At 74.0% G+C, this 15,878-nt stretch carries 14 protein-coding genes; 6 read left to right on the forward strand and 8 right to left on the reverse strand.

Annotation, left to right across the window (positions count from 1 at the left end; genetic code table 11):
- Positions 1 to 8: 8 nt before the first annotated feature.
- The 3 genes from nhaA to MQN93_RS01085 all read right to left on the reverse strand — a co-directional run bounded on the left by nhaA (position 9) and on the right by MQN93_RS01085 (position 3,153).
- Positions 9 to 1,886 carry a Na+/H+ antiporter NhaA gene (gene nhaA / locus MQN93_RS01075; protein WP_242707893.1) on the reverse strand — a complete coding sequence of 626 codons (1,878 nt, stop codon included), beginning with the start codon at positions 1,884 to 1,886 and terminating at the stop codon, positions 9 to 11.
- Positions 1,887 to 1,930: 44 nt separating this feature from the next.
- Complete coding sequence (locus MQN93_RS01080) at positions 1,931 to 2,131, reverse strand: hypothetical protein (RefSeq protein WP_242707894.1); 201 nt, start codon at positions 2,129 to 2,131, stop codon at positions 1,931 to 1,933.
- Positions 2,132 to 2,247: 116 nt separating this feature from the next.
- A complete protein-coding gene (locus tag MQN93_RS01085; protein ID WP_242707895.1) occupies positions 2,248 to 3,153 on the reverse strand; it encodes a lysylphosphatidylglycerol synthase transmembrane domain-containing protein in 906 nt (301 codons plus the stop codon).
- A gap of 613 nt (positions 3,154 to 3,766) precedes the next feature.
- Between MQN93_RS01085 and MQN93_RS44340 the strand changes: the two genes are divergently transcribed.
- Together MQN93_RS44340 and MQN93_RS01095 are read left to right on the forward strand one after the other, a co-directional pair.
- Positions 3,767 to 4,048, forward strand: coding sequence for a hypothetical protein (locus MQN93_RS44340; protein ID WP_372504237.1), 282 nt, complete (start codon positions 3,767 to 3,769; stop codon positions 4,046 to 4,048).
- 159 nt (positions 4,049 to 4,207) lie between these two features.
- On the forward strand, positions 4,208 to 7,141 hold the full coding sequence (locus MQN93_RS01095; protein ID WP_242707896.1) for a SpoIIE family protein phosphatase: 2,934 nt from the start codon (positions 4,208 to 4,210) through the stop codon (positions 7,139 to 7,141).
- 7 nt (positions 7,142 to 7,148) lie between these two features.
- Here the strand turns inward: MQN93_RS01095 and MQN93_RS01100 are convergent, their stop codons facing one another.
- Positions 7,149 to 8,492, reverse strand: a complete 1,344-nt coding sequence (locus MQN93_RS01100; protein WP_242707897.1) for a hypothetical protein — start codon at positions 8,490 to 8,492, stop codon at positions 7,149 to 7,151.
- Between the two features lie 114 nt (positions 8,493 to 8,606).
- On the opposite strand from MQN93_RS01100, the gene MQN93_RS01105 reads away from it, so the two are divergent.
- Positions 8,607 to 9,824, forward strand: coding sequence for a molybdopterin-dependent oxidoreductase (locus MQN93_RS01105; RefSeq protein ID WP_242707898.1), 1,218 nt, complete (start codon positions 8,607 to 8,609; stop codon positions 9,822 to 9,824).
- Positions 9,824 to 10,279: a hypothetical protein gene (locus MQN93_RS01110; protein WP_242707899.1), complete on the forward strand. Its 456-nt coding sequence runs from the start codon at positions 9,824 to 9,826 to the stop codon at positions 10,277 to 10,279. The genes MQN93_RS01105 and MQN93_RS01110 overlap by 1 nt, the downstream gene beginning before the upstream one ends.
- A gap of 372 nt (positions 10,280 to 10,651) precedes the next feature.
- Here the strand turns inward: MQN93_RS01110 and MQN93_RS01115 are convergent, their stop codons facing one another.
- The 3 genes from MQN93_RS01115 to MQN93_RS01125 are packed head-to-tail and all read right to left on the reverse strand — an operon-like array spanning position 10,652 to position 12,746.
- Entirely contained in the window at positions 10,652 to 11,431 is a 780-nt protein-coding gene (locus tag MQN93_RS01115; RefSeq protein ID WP_242707900.1) for a class I SAM-dependent methyltransferase, read from the reverse strand.
- Positions 11,428 to 12,036, reverse strand: a complete 609-nt coding sequence (locus MQN93_RS01120; protein ID WP_242707901.1) for a TIGR04282 family arsenosugar biosynthesis glycosyltransferase — start codon at positions 12,034 to 12,036, stop codon at positions 11,428 to 11,430. Before MQN93_RS01120 ends, MQN93_RS01115 begins: the two co-directional genes overlap by 4 nt.
- A complete protein-coding gene (locus MQN93_RS01125) occupies positions 12,033 to 12,746 on the reverse strand; it encodes a glycosyltransferase family 2 protein (RefSeq protein WP_278190307.1) in 714 nt (237 codons plus the stop codon). The genes MQN93_RS01120 and MQN93_RS01125 overlap by 4 nt, the downstream gene beginning before the upstream one ends.
- 157 nt (positions 12,747 to 12,903) lie before the next feature.
- On the opposite strand from MQN93_RS01125, the gene MQN93_RS01130 reads away from it, so the two are divergent.
- Both MQN93_RS01130 and MQN93_RS01135 read left to right on the forward strand, forming a co-directional pair.
- Complete coding sequence (locus MQN93_RS01130; RefSeq protein ID WP_242707902.1) at positions 12,904 to 13,680, forward strand: response regulator transcription factor; 777 nt, start codon at positions 12,904 to 12,906, stop codon at positions 13,678 to 13,680.
- A 2-nt stretch (positions 13,681 to 13,682) separates the two neighbouring features.
- Positions 13,683 to 14,795 (forward strand): sensor histidine kinase, encoded by a 1,113-nt coding sequence (locus MQN93_RS01135; RefSeq protein ID WP_242707903.1) that lies wholly within the window; start codon positions 13,683 to 13,685, stop codon positions 14,793 to 14,795.
- Between the two features lie 60 nt (positions 14,796 to 14,855).
- On the opposite strand, the gene MQN93_RS01140 is transcribed toward MQN93_RS01135, so the two are convergent.
- Positions 14,856 to 15,857, reverse strand: coding sequence for an NAD-dependent epimerase/dehydratase family protein (locus tag MQN93_RS01140; RefSeq protein ID WP_242707904.1), 1,002 nt, complete (start codon positions 15,855 to 15,857; stop codon positions 14,856 to 14,858).
- Positions 15,858 to 15,878 lie beyond the last annotated feature (21 nt).

Consider the following 15,878-nt stretch of genomic DNA (forward strand, 5'->3'; position numbering starts at 1 on the left):
CGGTCCCGTCAGCGTGACGGGTCCGCCTGCGCCAGTTCCGCCCGGTCGCGGGCGGCCCGTACGGCCCTGGACAGGGACGCGGCGTCGTAGGCGCCGTGGTGGCGGCGGCCGTTGACGAAGAATGTCGGGGTGCCGGTGACGCTGCTGAGGTCCGCCGACTCGACGTCCTCGGCCACCCGCTGCGCGCCGGTGCGGGCGCGCAGGTCGCGGCGGAATGCCTCGGTGTCGAGCCCGATCTGTTCGGCGTAGGCCAGTACGTCCTTCAGCCGCAGGTCTCCCTGGTGGCTGATCAGGATGTCGTGCATCTCCCAGTACATCCCCTGTGCCGCCGCGGACTCGGCCGCCTCCGCGGCGAGTTGGGCGTTCGGGTGGACGTCCGTGAGGGGCAGATGCCGCCACACGTAGCGCAGGTCGTCGCCGAACTCGGCGAGCAGTTCACGCACCACGGACTCCGCGAGACCGCAGTACGGGCACTCGTAGTCGCCGTACTCGACGAGCGTGACCGGCGCGCCGAGCGGGCCGCGCACATGGTCGCGCTCCACGTCGACGGGTTCGCTGAGATCCACGATCGTGTGGCCCTCGCCGAGCAGGGCGCGGGTGCGCGCCCGCGGGGACAGCATCGCGATGACCCGCGTCACCGACCAGGTGATCAGGAAGGACGCCAGAACGGCCGTCAGGATGCCGACCTTCGCCTGTTCCAGTTGCGTTCCGTCGAAGGCGAGCGTGGCGATCAGCAGCGACACCGTGAACCCCACACCGGCCAGACTCCCGCCCGCCGCGACGGCACCCCAGCCGACCGCCGGGCGCAGCCGCCCCCCGCTCACCCGGGCCGTGATCCAGGTGGCGCCCAGGATGCCCGCCGGCTTGCCGACGACGTAGCCGAGCAGGATGCCGAGCGTGACCGGCGAGGTGAAGGCGCCCGTCAACTGGTCGGCGTCGATGGCGAGTCCGGCGTTGGCCAGCGCGAACAGCGGCACGATGACATAGCTCGTCCAGGGGTGGAACATGCGCTGGAGCCGCTCGTTGGGCGAGAGCGCGGAGGCCAGACCGCGGCGCACGGTGCGTTCCAGTTCGGGCGTCGGCTGCTCCCGGAAGCCGCGGAAGAGCCGGCTGACCCGCTCCAGGGCGTGCCGCTCGGCCGGGTGGGCGTAGGTGAGCAGGCCCACGCTCAGCCCGCTGACCACCGGGTCCACACCCGACCGCAGCAGGGCGCCCCACAGGGCGACGGCCAGCACCGCGTACACCCCCGAGGTCCGTACCCCCGCGGAGCGCAGGACGAGGAGCGCGGCGAAGATGCCCAGTGCCGTGAGCAGCGCGGGCGGATGGATCTCGTCGCTGTAGGCGAAGGCGATGACGGCCAGGGCCAGCAGGTCGTCGGTGACCGCCACCGTCAGCAGGAAGACGCGCAGACCGCCCGGCAGCCGCGCACCGAAGACGGCGAGCATGCCGAGCGCGAAGGCCGTGTCCGTGGACATGGCCGCGCCCCAGCCGTGCAGGGAGGGTTCGCCCGCGTTGACGGCGAGATAGATCGCCGCGGGGACGAGCATCCCGCTGACCCCGGCGACCGCCGACAGCGCGAGCCGGCGGCGTTCGCGCAGCTCGCCCATGTCGAACTCGCGTCGTGCCTCCAGGCCCACGACGAAGAAGAACAGCGCCATCAGCCCGCTGTTGACCCACTCGCGCAGATCCAGGGACACCCCGACCGAGCCGATGCGCAGCGACATCTCGGTCCGCCACCAGGAGTCGTACGTCCCGGGCGCGACGTTGGCCCATACGAGCGCTGCCACCACGGCGCCGAGCAGGACCGCCGCGCTGCCCGTCTCGGTGTGCAGGAAGGTGCGCAGCGGGCCGTGCGCGCCCTTGCCGCAGGCGGTCTGCCCGGTCATGGAGCCGGTCGTGGCCGGCGATTCGTCGTGCACCCGCATCCCGATCAGTCCGCGGTGGTCAGGGCGTCAGTGTAGTGAGCAGGGGCGTGGTGGGGCAGGGTGAGGCGTGTGCGGCGGGCGCGGCTCAGCATGCTCGTTCCGCCCCGTTCGTCGCGCCCGCGCGCAGCAGCAGGGCGGGGCGCGGGCTCGTGGCCGGGCTCGTGGCCGGTCTCGGGTGCGGCCTCGTGCTGGGCGAGGGGGTTCATCTGGGGGCTTCCTCGGGGTGGGCGGGGCTGGCCGTGCAGGTGTGGGCAACGCGGTAAACAGATCTGTCTATTCCGCGCGGTGCCCCTCGCCTTCGGTGATCCGGTCGCCCGCGGGTTCACAGCACCTTTCGCTGCACCAGCGCGGAGAGCACCAGGGCGCCCGGCAGCAGGGGCAGCCAGACCGTCAGGACGCGATAGCCGATGACGGCCGTCGCCGACACCTCCACCGGGGCGCCGAGCGCGACCATGGCGACCACGACGGCCGCGTCGATCGGACCGATGCCGCCCGGTGCCGGTACGGCTCCGACCGCCGTGCTCGCGGCCAGGAAGGCGAAGGTGACCTGCGCCCAGGACAGCGGCGAGCCGAGCGCCGCCCCCACCGCGAAGATCACGCTCGCCTGCAGCACCGGGGCCGCGGCCGCCCCGCCCCACAGGGCGAGGACCCGGGAGGGCCTGGTGTGCAGCAGGCGTACGTCGGTGAGGGCGCAGCGCAGGGCGTCGAGGAGCGGGCGGCGCAGCGGGCGCACGGTCGCCACGAGCAGGGCCGTGAGCCCGAGACCGAGCGTCGCTCCCGCGGCGACCAGGAACAGCGTCCCCTCGTCCGGTACGAGGTCGCCCGCCACCAGCACACCCGGGCAGGCCACCAGGAAGACCAGGAGCACCAGCGTCTTCGCGATCGGCCTGACCACCGAGTAGAGGGCGAGGGAGGCGGTGGCCCGGGCCAGGGGGATGCCACGGCCCAGCAGAAAGCGCAGGGTGACGGCGTGGGCGCCGATACTGGCCGGCAGCACATGATTGGCCGCCCCGGCGGCGAACTGCGAGGCGATCAGCAGCCCCGTCGGCAGCCGTTCCGGCAGGGCGCCCTGCCGGACACACGCAGCGGTCAGCCACCCCAGGCACGTGAACACCAACGCGAGCAACAGCCACCGGGGGTCGGAGCTGGCAAGCCGCACGATCCCGTCACGGACGGTACGCCAGTCGAGCACGGCCCACAGGGCGACCAGCAACAGGGGGAGGATCACCAGGATTCGGCGCAGGAGACGGGGGGTGGGGGTTGGGCGGAGGGTGAGAGTGGGGGAGAGGGGGAGCGAGGGGGGTGGGCTGGGTGACGGGGAAGGGGAGGGCGAGGGTGACGGGGGTGGGGAGGGTGCGGGCGAAAGGGAGAGCGAGGGGGACGGCGGCGGGCAGGCCGGGAGGGGAGCGGAGGGTGAGGGCGGCGGGGGTGAGCAGGCTGGGAGGGGGCCGGAGGGCGAGAGTGGCGGAGATGGGCGCGCCGCGAGGGAGGCGGAAGGTGAGGGAGGAGGGGATGGGCAGGCCGGGAGGGAAGCGGAGGGTGACGGGAGAGGGGGCGGGGAGGGTGTCGGGGTCGGGGGAGGCGTGGGGGACCCGGTGGGGGGTGTTTCGCGGACGTCTTCGAGCGGGAGCGGGGACACGGCGCACGGCGTCCTTTCACGTCGGCTCACATCGGCCCGGGCGACGGGGTGCGGCGCGAGGCAGGAGGGGACGGCGGAACCGTTCCCGCCCGGCGTGACGAGGCGGTGTCCGGCAGCCAACGGCGCGCGGGCGGGCGGACGACGCGGCAACTGGAGTCCGACGGCGCGGTCATCCTCCGGCCGCAGAGCCACGGACGGCGACGTGAACCCAGGTGCCGGTGCGTCGGTGCCGCCGCTGGTGATCGGTATCGGCGCCGGCGGTACCCGTAACCGCGCGGTCCTCGTGGATGCGGTGGACGGCGGTGTCCTCGGCGAGGGGGTGGCCGGTCCGGGCAACGCCCTCACGGTCCCGCCGCCGTCGGCCGACCATCCTGCCGAGGCCGTCGCCCGGGCGGTGCCCGAGGCGGCACCCCGCGCTGCAACGCCCTCCTCGGCCTGCCCGGCGGCGGCGCGGTCTGCGCCCTGTCCACGCTCGCCGGGGTGATGCTCGTCCGGACGGCCGTCGCCGAGGCCGCCAGGCTGCTCCTCGACTCCGGCGAACGCCCACCGGGGTTGACGTCCGTGGCGGGGGCGGCTCGGGGCTGGCGTTGTGGCGTAGGTCACACGAGGGCTAGGGTGAATGTCGCTTGGAGGACGTCCGGGCGTGCCGATCGGCGGCGTGCGCGCGGGCCTGCTCCGGGTGAGGGAAGTGATCTCGTTGTCCGTCGCCTGGGACGACATCGGCGGACTCGTCGATGCCCATGAACGTTTTCTGGCCGGCGCGAGCGTCGACGCCGATGTCCGGGGCCCGGTCCTGGAGTCCTGGAAGCGCTGCCGCTCGGTCGGGCTCCAGCCGCAGCATCTGCTCCTTCCCTACGAGGCCGGCCTCACCCTGGACGACCGCGTCCTGCGCGCGGCCGAACCCGTACTGGCCGACCTGCGGACCACGCTGGCGGAGATGGGGACCGCGATCGCCCTGTGCGACGCGCGGGGCCGGCTGATCCAGCGGCTCGGCGGGGACAGGCACCTGCGCGACCGCCTCGACGAGGTGCACTTCGCGCCGGGGTTCGACGCCTCCGAACCGGTGGCGGGCACCAACGGCGTCGGCACCGCTCTCGCCCAGCGTGGCCCCGTCTACGTCGTCGGCCGCGAACACTTCGCCGACTGCCTGCAGCCCTTCGCCTGCGCGGGCGCGCCGGTGCGCAACCCGCTCAGCGGGCGCATCGAGGCCGTACTGGACCTCACCTGTCTGCGCGACGACGGCGACCCCGCCATGCTGCGGCTGGTGCGTACGGCCGCCCGCGACATCGAGGGCCTGCTCCTGGACCAGGCCACGGACCGGGAGAAGGCGCTGCTCGCCGCGTACCGGCGGGCCGGACTCGAGGCGGGCGGAGCGCCACGCTCCGGCCGGTCGGTCCCGGGGCACGGCGCCGACCACGACGGCGTGGCGCTCGGCCGGATCGACCTGGCCGTGCTGCGGGAGAGGGCCGAGGAGCTCATCGCCTCCCCACTGCGCACCCTCGACGAGGTGGCCCTGCCCAGCGGCCGGGTCGCCACACTGCTGCGGCGCCGGATCACGGGCGCCGCCGGGGAGGCGGGCGCCGCCGTCGAAGCGCGCATCCTCGGCGGACCACGACTGACCGGCTTCGGACTGCCGACCACATCACCGGATACACCACCGGTAACGCCGCCTGCCACACCGCCCACCGGCGCCACGCAGCCCGCGCCGCCAACCACACCACCGGTCACACCACCCACCGGCGCCACGCCCCCCACGCCGCAAGCCACCGCTGCAGCCGCGGCAGGCGCACCCCCGGCCCCCCAACCCCCCGAAACCGTCGGCGACCTCCTCGACGGGGCCGAGCAGCGGCTGTTGCTCGTCGGGGAGCCCGGGGTCGGGCGGCTGGCCGTACTCGCCCGCAGACGGCTGGAGTTGCTGCACGAGGCCGGTCTTCGCATCGGCACCACGCTCGACGTCACCCGTACCGCGGAGGAGCTGGCCGAGGTGACGGTGGACCGGTTCGCCGACTTCGTCGCCGTAGACCTGCCCGACGCGGTGCTGCGCGGCGAGGACCCCGAGACGCTCGGCGGCCTGAGCGCGCTGCGCCGGGTGGCCATCCGCTCCGTACGCACCCGCCCGGCCAATCTGTACGACGTCGGCGACACCGTCGAGTACGTCCCCTCCACGCCGCAGGCCCGCTGCCTGGAGACCCACCAGTCCGTCATGGAGTCGGTCCTGGCCGAGGCGGGCGGCTGGCTCGCCCAGGATCCGGCCCGGCTGGAACGGGTGCTCGCCGCGGGCGCCCACTCCCTGATCGCCGTACCGCTGCGGGCCCGTGGCACCACGCTCGGCGTGGTCAGCTTCTACCGCTCCGTGCGGCCCGCCTCCTTCGAGGAGGACGACCTCTCCCTCGCGCAGGAGCTGGTGCTGCGCGCCGCGGTCTGCATCGACAACGCCCGCCGCTACACGCGCGAGCACAACACCGCCCTCACCCTGCAGCGCAGCCTGCTACCCAAGGGCCGCCCCGAGCCGAGCGCCGTCGAGGTCGCCTACCGCTATCTGCCCGCGCACGCCGGTGTCGGCGGCGACTGGTTCGACGTCATCGCGCTGTCCGGCGCCCGGGTGGCGCTGGTCGTCGGCGATGTCGTCGGCCACGGCCTGCACGCCGCGGCGACCATGGGGCGGCTGCGCACCGCGGTGCACAACTTCTGCTCCCTCGACCTGCCGCCCGACGACCTCCTCGCCCATCTCGACGACCTGGTCGGACGCCTCGACCACGGCGAGGGCTGGGCGGTGGAGAGCACCCAGGCCGACTCCGGCATCGTCGGCGCGACCTGCCTGTACGCCGTCTACGACCCGGTGTCCCGGCGCTGCTCCCTCACCCGCGCCGGGCACCCGCTGCCCGCGGTCGTCGCGCCGGACGGCACGGTCGAGTTCGTCGACCTGCCGGCCGGGCAGCCCCTGGGGCTGGGCGGCATGCCCTTCGAGACCGTCGAGCTCGAACTGGACGAGGGCAGCCAACTGGTGCTCTACACCGACGGGTTGGTCGAGGACCGGCTGCGTGACATCGACGCGGGCCTGGACCGGCTGCGCACCGTACTGGCAGCCGTGGGCCGGACTCCCGAGGACACCTGCGAGGCGGTCCTGGACTCCCTGCTGCCGAACCGGCCGAGCGACGACGTGGCCCTGTTGGTCGCCCGCACGCATGCCCTCGGCCCGGACCGCGTCGCCCAGTGGGACCTGCCCAGCGACCCGGCCGTCGTCTCCCGCGCCCGCACCGCGGTCACGGGACAGCTCGCCGCCTGGGACCTGGACGACCTGGCCTTCACCACCGAACTGGTCGCCAGCGAACTCGTCACCAACGCCATCCGCCACGCCACCGGCCCCGTCCAGCTGCGCCTGCTGCGCGACCGCGCGCTGATCTGCGAGGTCTCCGACGGCAGCAGCACCTCGCCCCGGCTGCGCCGTGCCCGCACCGAGGACGAGGGCGGCCGCGGACTCTTCCTGGTCGCCCGGCTCACCGAACGCTGGGGGACACGGCACACGCCGTACGGCAAGGTGATCTGGGCCGAGCAGCCGCTGCCCCGGCCCCGTTGAGCAGACGTCACCAGCCCGTCAGCAGCAGGTGGTTGACCAGCAGGGCGAGCACGGCCTGAGCGGCCAGCCACGCGCGCGGACGCGGCAGGAGCGCGCAGCACGGCAGCAGCCACATCGCGAACGGCAGCCAGATGCGTTCCGTCTCCGCCTTGCTCATGCCGGAGATGTCGGCCGCGAACAGGGCGAGCAGGGCGGCGCCCACGAGGACGCCGAGCCGCAGGGCGGGCGCCGGTGAGCGTCTGAGCAGGGTGGCCCCGGCACGGGGCAGGGCGGCCGCCGTCGCCGGGCCGACGATGCACACGGTGCAGGCGAGATTCGCCCAGATCCAGTAGCCGTACGGGCGCACCGCTGCCGCGCCCTGGTAGTAGCGGGTGACCAACAGGCGGTACGCCTCCCACCAGTTGAAGCCCAGCGCGGTGAACACCGCCGGGACGACCGCGAATCCGGCGAGAAGGAAGGGAAGGAGGCGGAGGAACGGGAGGGAGGGGCGACGGCGGGTGAGGCGGAAGCCCAGGAAGAGGACGGCGGCGGCGATCAGGGCGAAGAGCGTGAGGCCGTAGGACAGATACGCGGTCAGGCCGAACAGCAGGCCCGAGGCGAGACCCGTACGGCGCGGGTGGTGGCCCGTCGCCGCGAGGGCCAGCAGCGCGACGGCCCAGGCCGCGACCGCCGTGAAGTAGCCGTCCGCCGACGTGCCCATCCACACCGCGCCGGGCGTCAGCACCAGGAAGGGCGCCGCGCGGCGGGCGAGCCGTTCGTCGGCGAGGGTGCGTACGGCGATCAGGACCGCCGCCGCGGCGGTCGTGCCGACGGTGATGACGAAGGCGCCCGCCCAGCCGCCGCCGTGCAGACCGATCCGGTCGAGGAACACGAAGGTGAGGGTGGCCGCCGGGGGGTGGCCCGCGATATGGGCGGGCCAGTGGTCGGGGGAGTTCAGCAGGATGTGCTGGGTGAAGTCCCGCAGGGTGTGCGGGATGTCGTGGAACCGGTCGATGACCTGGAGGTATTCGTACCGCGTGGTCAGCCGCCGGGCGATGCCGCGGTCCCAGCCGTCGATCAGGGCGAGGGACCAGGTCCAGGCCATGGCGGTGCCCCAGGCCGTGAACAGCAGAGTCCGCCAGGGCAGCCGGGCCGCGAGGGCGGGGCCGTAGGAGACGACGGCCAGCGCGACGGCGACGGCCGCCGGGGTGCCGGGGCCGACATGGGGTCCCCAGCTGGCCAGGAACGGTGGCCAGTCGACGCGGAGCGTTCCGTGGCGGTGCTCGATGGACCGGCCGACCAGGACGGCGGCCAGGACCAGGAGCGCGGCCGCGGCGGCGGCGTACAGATCTCGGCGCAGATCGCGTTTCACGGCGCAAACGCTAGGCGGCCGAGCTTCCTCCGAGCGGCTGACGTGCGCGGACGTCAGAGTTTCGTCATGGTTCACGGACCCTCTCGTGGGGTGGTTGCGACCTACGGTCGGGGCATGAGACGCACTCCCTTCTCGCCCTCCTTCTGGCGCAGCCCGCTGCGCGGCCCCTGGTTCACCTCGGTGCTCGGCGTCGTCCTGCTCGTCGGGATCACCGTGCTGTTCGTGACGGGACTGCTCTCGTACGCCGCGTACAACCCGGACCTGTCGCCGGTGAACGACAAGACACCCGACAAGGGCCTGCTCGGCTTCTATCTCTTCTCCTGGCCGACCGACCCGCACTGGCTGTACCGGCTCACGCAGGGCGTCCATGTCACTCTCGGGATCACGCTGATCCCGGTCCTGCTGGCCAAGCTGTGGTCGGTGGTGCCCAAGCTGTTCACGCTGCCGCCGGCCCGCTCCGTCACGCACGCGCTGGAGCGTCTGTCGTTGCTCCTGCTGGTCGGCGGGGGCCTGTTCGAGTTCGTCACCGGTGTGCTCAACGTCCAGCTGGACTACATCTTCCCCGGCTCCTTCTACCCCCTGCACTTCTACGGCGCCTGGGTGTTCTTCGGCGCGTTCCTCGCCCACGCCGTGCTGAAGATGCCGACGGCGTGGCGCAACCTGCGTCAACTGCGCGAGGAACGCAACGACTTGGTGTCCGTGAACCCCGATCCGCCGACGGTGTCCCGGCGCGGGGCGCTCGGGCTGGTCGGGGGCGGGTCGCTGCTGCTGTTCGGCACGACGGTGGGGCAGGGCTTCGACGGGCTGCGGTGGAGTGCCGTGCTGGCCCCGCACGGCGCCGATCCGGGCAGTGGGCCGGGCGGCTTCCAGATCAACAAGACCGCCGCCTACGCCGGGGTCACCGCGGCCGACCGGAGTGAGGAGGCGTGGCGGCTGGTGGTGCGGGGACGCACCGGCACGGTCCGTCTCAGCCGTGCCGAACTGCTCCAACTGCCGTTGCACAGCTCGTCGTTGCCCATCGCCTGTGTGGAGGGATGGTCGACCTCCGACCAGTGGTGGCGCGGTGTACGGCTGCGGGATCTCGCGGCGCTCGTGGGGTACGACGGTGATCCGCCGGACGTGTTCGTGCAGTCGCTGCAACGCCATGGCGCCTTCCGCCGGGCCGCCCTGCGGGCCAACCAGGTCGCCGACCCGCGCTCGCTGCTCGCCCTGTTCGTCAACGGTGAGCCCCTGACCCCCGACCACGGCCATCCGGCACGGATCATCGTCCCCGCGGCGCCCGGTGTGCTCAACACCAAGTGGGTGGCCGAGCTGACCTTCGGAGACCTGTGATGACACGCCCCCGCTTGACTCTGCCGCTCGGCAGCCCGCTCCAACTCCTGCTGCTGGCCTGCTCGTTCGCCCTGTCCGCCTACGCCGGGGTGCGGCTGCTGGACGGGGAGTGGTTCGAGATCGCCCTGTGGATCGTGGGGGCGGCACTCGTCCACGACCTGGTCCTGCTGCCGCTGTACGCGGCAGCGGACCGGTTGCTGGTACGGGCGTCCGGCCCGCGACGCACCTGGGTCGGATACGTCCGCGTACCCGCCGCCCTCTCCCTGCTCCTCCTGCTCGTCTGGTTCCCCCTGATCACCGGCCAGGTAACAACCCGCTACACCGCCGCCACCGCCCTCCCCGCAGACCGCTTCCTGGAGCACTGGCTCCTGACAACGGCGACCCTCTTCGCGGGTTCGGCGGTGCTGTTCGTAGGCCGACGGAGAAGAAAGCCGACTGCACCGCGGGGTCGTTGAGGCAGACCCGGTTCCACCAGCGCCCGGCGCTGCCGCCCGTACCGGGGTCGCGGCTGCGCAGGGCGGCGAAGGAGCGGCCGTCGGTCATCCCTGACCGACGGCCCTCTGGCCTGGGCGGGTGTGCGGGGTGGTGCAGCGGGGCCCGGGGGGGAGGGGCTGCGGGTCGTGCTCCGGAGGTCGGCCTCCAAGTCACTTGTCCCGCGCGCTAGTTGCGGCGGCCCGAGCCGATTGACGCCCGTTGCCGCCCTCCGTGCTGCGGTTGAGCGGGGCGGCGAACGAGCGGTCACCGGTCGTCCATGAGCCAACACCCCGCCAGCCGGCGCCCTGCGCGTGGCCCGGCAGCACTCCGGGGTGCCGGTGGTGCCCGGGCGATCAGTGCCCGGTGTTGCCCTCCATGCCGCCCCCGCGGCTGCGTAGTGCCACGAAGGAGCGGCCGTTGGTGGTCCATTGGGCGGTGGCGTGCCAGCCGGTGCGGTGGGCGTGGCGTAGGAGGGCCGGGGTGCCCAGGCGGGCCCAGGGGAAGGAGCTGCCGGTGGCGCCGCGGGCGTCGGTCACGTGGACGTCGACTCGCTCGTCCACGGAGGGGTCGTTCACCGTCTCGGCGATCAACAGGCCGCCGAGGGCGAGGAGTTGGGCGGTGCGGGCGAGCAGGGCTGCCGGGTCGCCGCCGATGCCGATGTTGCCGTCGATCAGGAGCACGGTGCCCCAGCGGCCCTCGGCGGGCAGCGGCTCGAAGACGGAGCGCTGCAGGGCCTGCCCGCCGAGCCCGATCGTGCGGGACACGGCCGCCTCGCTCACGTCGATGCCGAGCACCGGGCAGCCGCGGGCGCCGAGTTCCACGACCAGCCGTCCCGGCCCGCACCCCACGTCGAGCACCGAGCCCTCGCAGCGCCGCAGCACCTCGAGATCGGCCGCGTCGGGGTCCGCGCACCAGCGCTCCACCTCCAGCAGCAACAGCCACCCGTCGGCACGGCGCAGGAAGAGGGGGCCGCGGCCGGTGCGCAGGGCGTCGGCGTAGGGGTCCGCTGTCCAGGTGTTGTCGTCGTAGGTGGTGGCGGTCGGGGCGGTGCCGTCGGCCCCCGTGTCCCGCCCGTGCCGAACCGCTCCCTGCTGCGGGACCGGCCGTGTCGTCACATCCGGGGCGCCGCTCATCGGGCCGCCGCCGTGAGCCGCTTCAGTTCCGCGGCGAAACGGCCGCCGGGCGACGCCGAGGCGACCAGTTCGGCGTCCCGTGCCGTGTCCACGTCCCGCAGCGGCGGCAGGTCCCGCACGCGCAGTCCGGCCAGCCGGGCCCGCTGCACGGCGCCCGTGCGGGACGTCGACATCGGGACGCCGAGCAGCAGCGCGGGGTCCGGTTCGGCCAGCCCCAGCGCCCAGAAGCCGCCGTCCTCGGCCGGTCCGAAGTACGCGTCGCAGTCGGCGAAGTCCACCGCCAGCAGCTCCGGCGTCACCTGGGGCGTGTCCATGCCGATGAGCAGGGAGGGCCCCGTGCAGTGCGCGAACGCGGCGGCCAGCCGCTCGTCGAGGCCGCCCGGACACTGCCGTAGGACCTCGAAGCCGGACGGCAGCCAGGGGCCCGGCTCGCCGTCGAGGACCAGGACCCGGCGGCGGGCCGGCGTCCGGGCCACGACCTCCAGGGTGTCCGCGAGCGCCGCCTCCGCGAGCGCGGCGGCCTCCCGCGGAGTGAACGGCGGCGTCAGCCGCGTCTTCACCCGCCCGGGCCGGGGCTCCTTCGCGACGACGAGGAGCGTGGTCATCGGCGGGCTCCTTCCGCCGCCACCGGGCGCGGCGCCGGCGGCTCGGCCAGCACCCGGCTCATGTCGCGCACCGCCTGCCAGGTGCCGCGCCAGGTGCCGGTCACCTTGGAGGTGCCCGCGCGCGGGCGGTAGGGGACGTCGTACTCGGCGATGCGCCAGCCCGCGTCCGCGGCGCGCACCACCATCTGCAGCGGATAGCCGCTGCGGCGGTCGGTCAGCCCGAGGGAGACCAGGTCCTCCCGGCGGGCGGCGCGCAGCGGCCCGAGGTCGCGCAGGCGCAGCCCGGTGCGGCGGCGCAGCAGCCGGGCGAGCGCGAGGTTGCCGGCCCGCGCGTGTACGGGCCAGGCACCGCGGGCCTGCGGGCGCCGGCGGCCGAGCACCAGATCGGCCTCACCGGCCACGATCCTGCGCACGAACGGCACCAGGTCGGCCGGGTCCAGCGAGGCGTCGCAGTCGCAGAAGCAGACGATGTCCGCGCTGGCGGCACTGAGCCCCGCATGGCAGGCGGCACCGAAGCCGCGTCGCTCCTCCCGTACGACCCGGGCGCCGAGGGCCCGGGCGATCCCCGCCGAGCCGTCGGTCGAGCCGTTGTCCACGACGAGCGCGCGCCAGCCGGGCGGGATGCGCTCCAGCACCCGGGGCAGCGCCTCGGCCTCGTCGAGGCAGGGCAGGACGACGTCCACGGACGCCGCGACCGGATTGTCGACCAGATCGTCGACCGGTCCTCTTTGGTCTTCGTCGGAAGGGCTCGTCACGGCTTTCACCCTACGAGCGAGAAACCGGCAAACCGGACACCGGCACCTTACGAAACACGGACGTCAGGGCCCGGTGGCGGCGCTCGCGGGCGCGCGGTGCGACGCTGGCAGCATGGAGCAGCAGCAGTACGGACAGACCGGGGCCCGGGTGCTCGTCGTCGACGACGATCCCACCGTCGCCGAGGTCGTCACCGGATACCTCGACCGGGCCGGATACGTCGTCGACCGGGCCGGCGACGGCCCCGACGCGCTCGCCCTGGCCGCCGCGAACTGGCCGGACCTCGTCGTCCTGGACCTGATGCTGCCCGGCATGGACGGCCTGGAGGTGTGTCGCCGGATGCGGGGCCAGGGACCCGTGCCGGTCATCATGCTCACCGCGCGCGGCGACGAGGACGACCGCATCCTCGGCCTGGAGGTCGGCGCCGACGACTACGTCACCAAGCCCTTCAGCCCCCGCGAACTCGTCCTGCGCGTCGAGTCGGTGCTGCGCCGCACCCGTCCGGCCGCACCGGCCCGTGTGCTGCGCGCCGCCGGGCTCTCGATGGACCCGGCGGCCCGCCGCGCCCTCAAGAACGGCACCGAACTCGCCCTCACCATCCGGGAGTTCGACCTCCTCGCCTTCTTCCTGCGCAACCCCGGCCGGGTCTTCAGTCGCGAGGACCTGATGCGCGAGGTGTGGGGCTGGGACTTCGGCGACCTGTCCACCGTCACCGTCCATGTACGGCGGCTGCGCGGCAAGGTCGAGGACGACCCGGGCAGGCCCCGGCTGATCCAGACCGTGTGGGGCGTCGGCTACCGCTTCGACGGCTCCGGCGACGGCCGCGGCGCCGGACCCGGGGGCGGCTCCGGCGCCGAGCAGCCCGGCGACGGCTTCCGAGCGGAGGCGTGAGCATGCGCGACAACCTCCTCATCGCCCTGTTCGCCTTCCTCGGCGCCGCCGCGGCCGGACTCCTCGGCGCCGGCGTCCTGCTGCTGGTCCGGCGCCGCTCGCTCGCCCTGCACCTCGGCGTGGTCGCCGCCGTCGCCGTCACCGCCATGCTCGCGGGCACCCTCGCGGTCGCGCAGGCCATGTTCCTGTCCGCGCACGACCTGAAGGTCGTCACGACCGTCGTCGCGATGGCCGCCGTGGTCTCCCTGGTCACCGCCCTGCTCCTGGGCCGCTGGGTCGCCGCGCGCAGCCGCGCCCTGGCGCTGGCCGCGCGCTCCTTCGGCGACGGCGGCGACTTCACCTCGCCCGACGGCCCCGCCACGGCCGAACTCGCCGCGCTGAGCCGCGAGTTGGAGGCCACCAGCGTCAGACTCGCCGAGTCCAGGGAGCGTGAGCGCGCCCTGGAGACCTCGCGCCGTGAACTCGTCGCCTGGATCTCCCACGACCTGCGCACGCCGCTCGCCGGGCTGCGCGCCATGTCCGAGGCCCTGGAGGACGGCGTCGCCACCGACCCCGACCGCTACCTCAAGCAGATGCGCGCGGAGGTCGAACGCCTCAACGGCATGGTGGGCGACCTCTTCGAACTGTCCCGCATCCACGCGGGCGCACTCGCGCTCAGCCCGAGCCGGATGTCCCTGTACGACCTCGTCGGCGACGCCCTCGCCGGCGCCGACCCGCTGGCGCGCGAGCACGGCGTACGGCTGGTCGGCGACCGGATCGAGCCGGTGCCGGTGGAGGTGGACGGCAAGGAGATGAGCCGCGTGCTGGGCAATCTGCTGGTCAACGCGATCCGCAGGACGCCCGCCGACGGCACGGTCGCGGTGGCCGCCGAGCGCTCGTCCGACGGCGTCGTGCTGTCCGTCACCGACGGCTGCGGAGGCATCCCCGAGGAGGATCTGCCGCGCGTCTTCGACACGGGCTGGCGCGGTACGCATGCCCGGACTCCCCCCGCGGGCGCGGGACTTGGGCTGGCGATCGTGCGCGGCATCGTGGAGGCCCACCAGGGCACGGCCACCGTGCGCAACGTCCCGGGCGGCTGCCGCTTCGAGGTGGTGCTGCCCGCCGCCGCTTCGTGAAAGGCGGGCAGCACCACCGGTTCGGGAAAAGCCCGAGAAACCGAGAAATCTCCGAGGAACCTACGCCCCGCGCAGCCCGGCGCGTGCGAACTCCCGCATTCCCTCGTCGAAGCCGACCTCGGGCTTCCACCCCAACTCCGAGCGCAGCAGCGCCGAGTCGGCGGTGATGTGCCGTACGTCGCCCAGGCGGTACTCGCCCGTGACGACCGGCTCGGGGCCGCCGTAGGCCGCCGCCAGCGCGCGGGCCATCTCGCCGACGGTGTGCGGCTCGCCGCTGCCGGTGTTGTAGACGCTCAGCGCGCCCTCGCGCGAACCGGCCTCCAGCGCCGTCGCGTTGGCCGCGGCCACGTCCCGCACATGCACGAAGTCCCGCCGCTGCCGGCCGTCCTCGAAGACCCGCGGAGCCTCGCCCCGGGCCAGCGCCGAGCGGAAGAAGGAGGCGACGCCGGCGTACGGGGTGTCGCGGGGCATCCCCGGCCCGTACACGTTGTGGTAGCGCAGCGACACCACCGAGCCGCCCGTGGCCCGGGCCCAGGCGGCCGCCAGATGTTCCTGCGCCAGCTTGGTCGTCGCGTAGACGTTGCGCGGGTCGGCCGGGGCGTCCTCGCCGACCAGGCCGGGGGAGAGGTCCGCCCCGCACACCGGGCACGGCGGTTCGAAGCGGCCCGCGTCCAGGTCGCTCACGGCACGGGGACCGGGCCGTACGACACCGTGCCGGGGGCAGGTGTAGCGGCCCTCGCCGTAGACCACCATCGACCCGGCCAGCACCAGCCGCCGTACGCCCTCCTCGGCCATCGCGGTGAGCAGGACGGCGGTGCCCAGGTCGTTGTGGGAGACGTAATCGGCCGCGTCCCCGAAGCCGGTGCCCAGACCGACCATCGCCGCCTGGTGGCACACGGCGTCCACCCCGGTCAGCGCCCGGCGCACGGCGGCGGGGTTGCGCACGTCGCACGCGGGGTCGGCACGGAGGTCGTACACGACGGGCTCGTGCCCGCGCTCCCGCAGAGCCGTCACGACATGGGACCCGATGAACCCGGCACCGCCGGTGACCAGTACACGCATACGGCCACGCTAGGGCCGTGA

The organism is Streptomyces spinosisporus, assembly GCF_022698145.1.
GTDB lineage: Bacteria > Actinomycetota > Actinomycetes > Streptomycetales > Streptomycetaceae > Streptomyces > Streptomyces spinosisporus.

What these genes read in the sequence shown, in the direction of transcription:
- MQN93_RS01130 (WP_242707902.1), top strand. Translation starts at nt 12,904, where the DNA reads ATGGAGCAGCAGCAGTACGGACAGACCGGGGCCCGGGTGCTCGTCGTC.
- nhaA (WP_242707893.1), bottom strand. Translation starts at nt 1,886, where the DNA reads ATGACCGGGCAGACCGCCTGCGGCAAGGGCGCGCACGGCCCGCTGCGC.
- MQN93_RS01105 (WP_242707898.1), top strand. Translation starts at nt 8,607, where the DNA reads ATGAGACGCACTCCCTTCTCGCCCTCCTTCTGGCGCAGCCCGCTGCGC.
- MQN93_RS01135 (WP_242707903.1), top strand. Translation starts at nt 13,683, where the DNA reads ATGCGCGACAACCTCCTCATCGCCCTGTTCGCCTTCCTCGGCGCCGCC.
- MQN93_RS01080 (WP_242707894.1), bottom strand. Translation starts at nt 2,131, where the DNA reads ATGAACCCCCTCGCCCAGCACGAGGCCGCACCCGAGACCGGCCACGAG.
- MQN93_RS01140 (WP_242707904.1), bottom strand. Translation starts at nt 15,857, where the DNA reads ATGCGTGTACTGGTCACCGGCGGTGCCGGGTTCATCGGGTCCCATGTC.
- MQN93_RS01110 (WP_242707899.1), top strand. Translation starts at nt 9,824, where the DNA reads ATGACACGCCCCCGCTTGACTCTGCCGCTCGGCAGCCCGCTCCAACTC.
- MQN93_RS01115 (WP_242707900.1), bottom strand. Translation starts at nt 11,431, where the DNA reads ATGAGCGGCGCCCCGGATGTGACGACACGGCCGGTCCCGCAGCAGGGA.
- MQN93_RS01120 (WP_242707901.1), bottom strand. Translation starts at nt 12,036, where the DNA reads ATGACCACGCTCCTCGTCGTCGCGAAGGAGCCCCGGCCCGGGCGGGTG.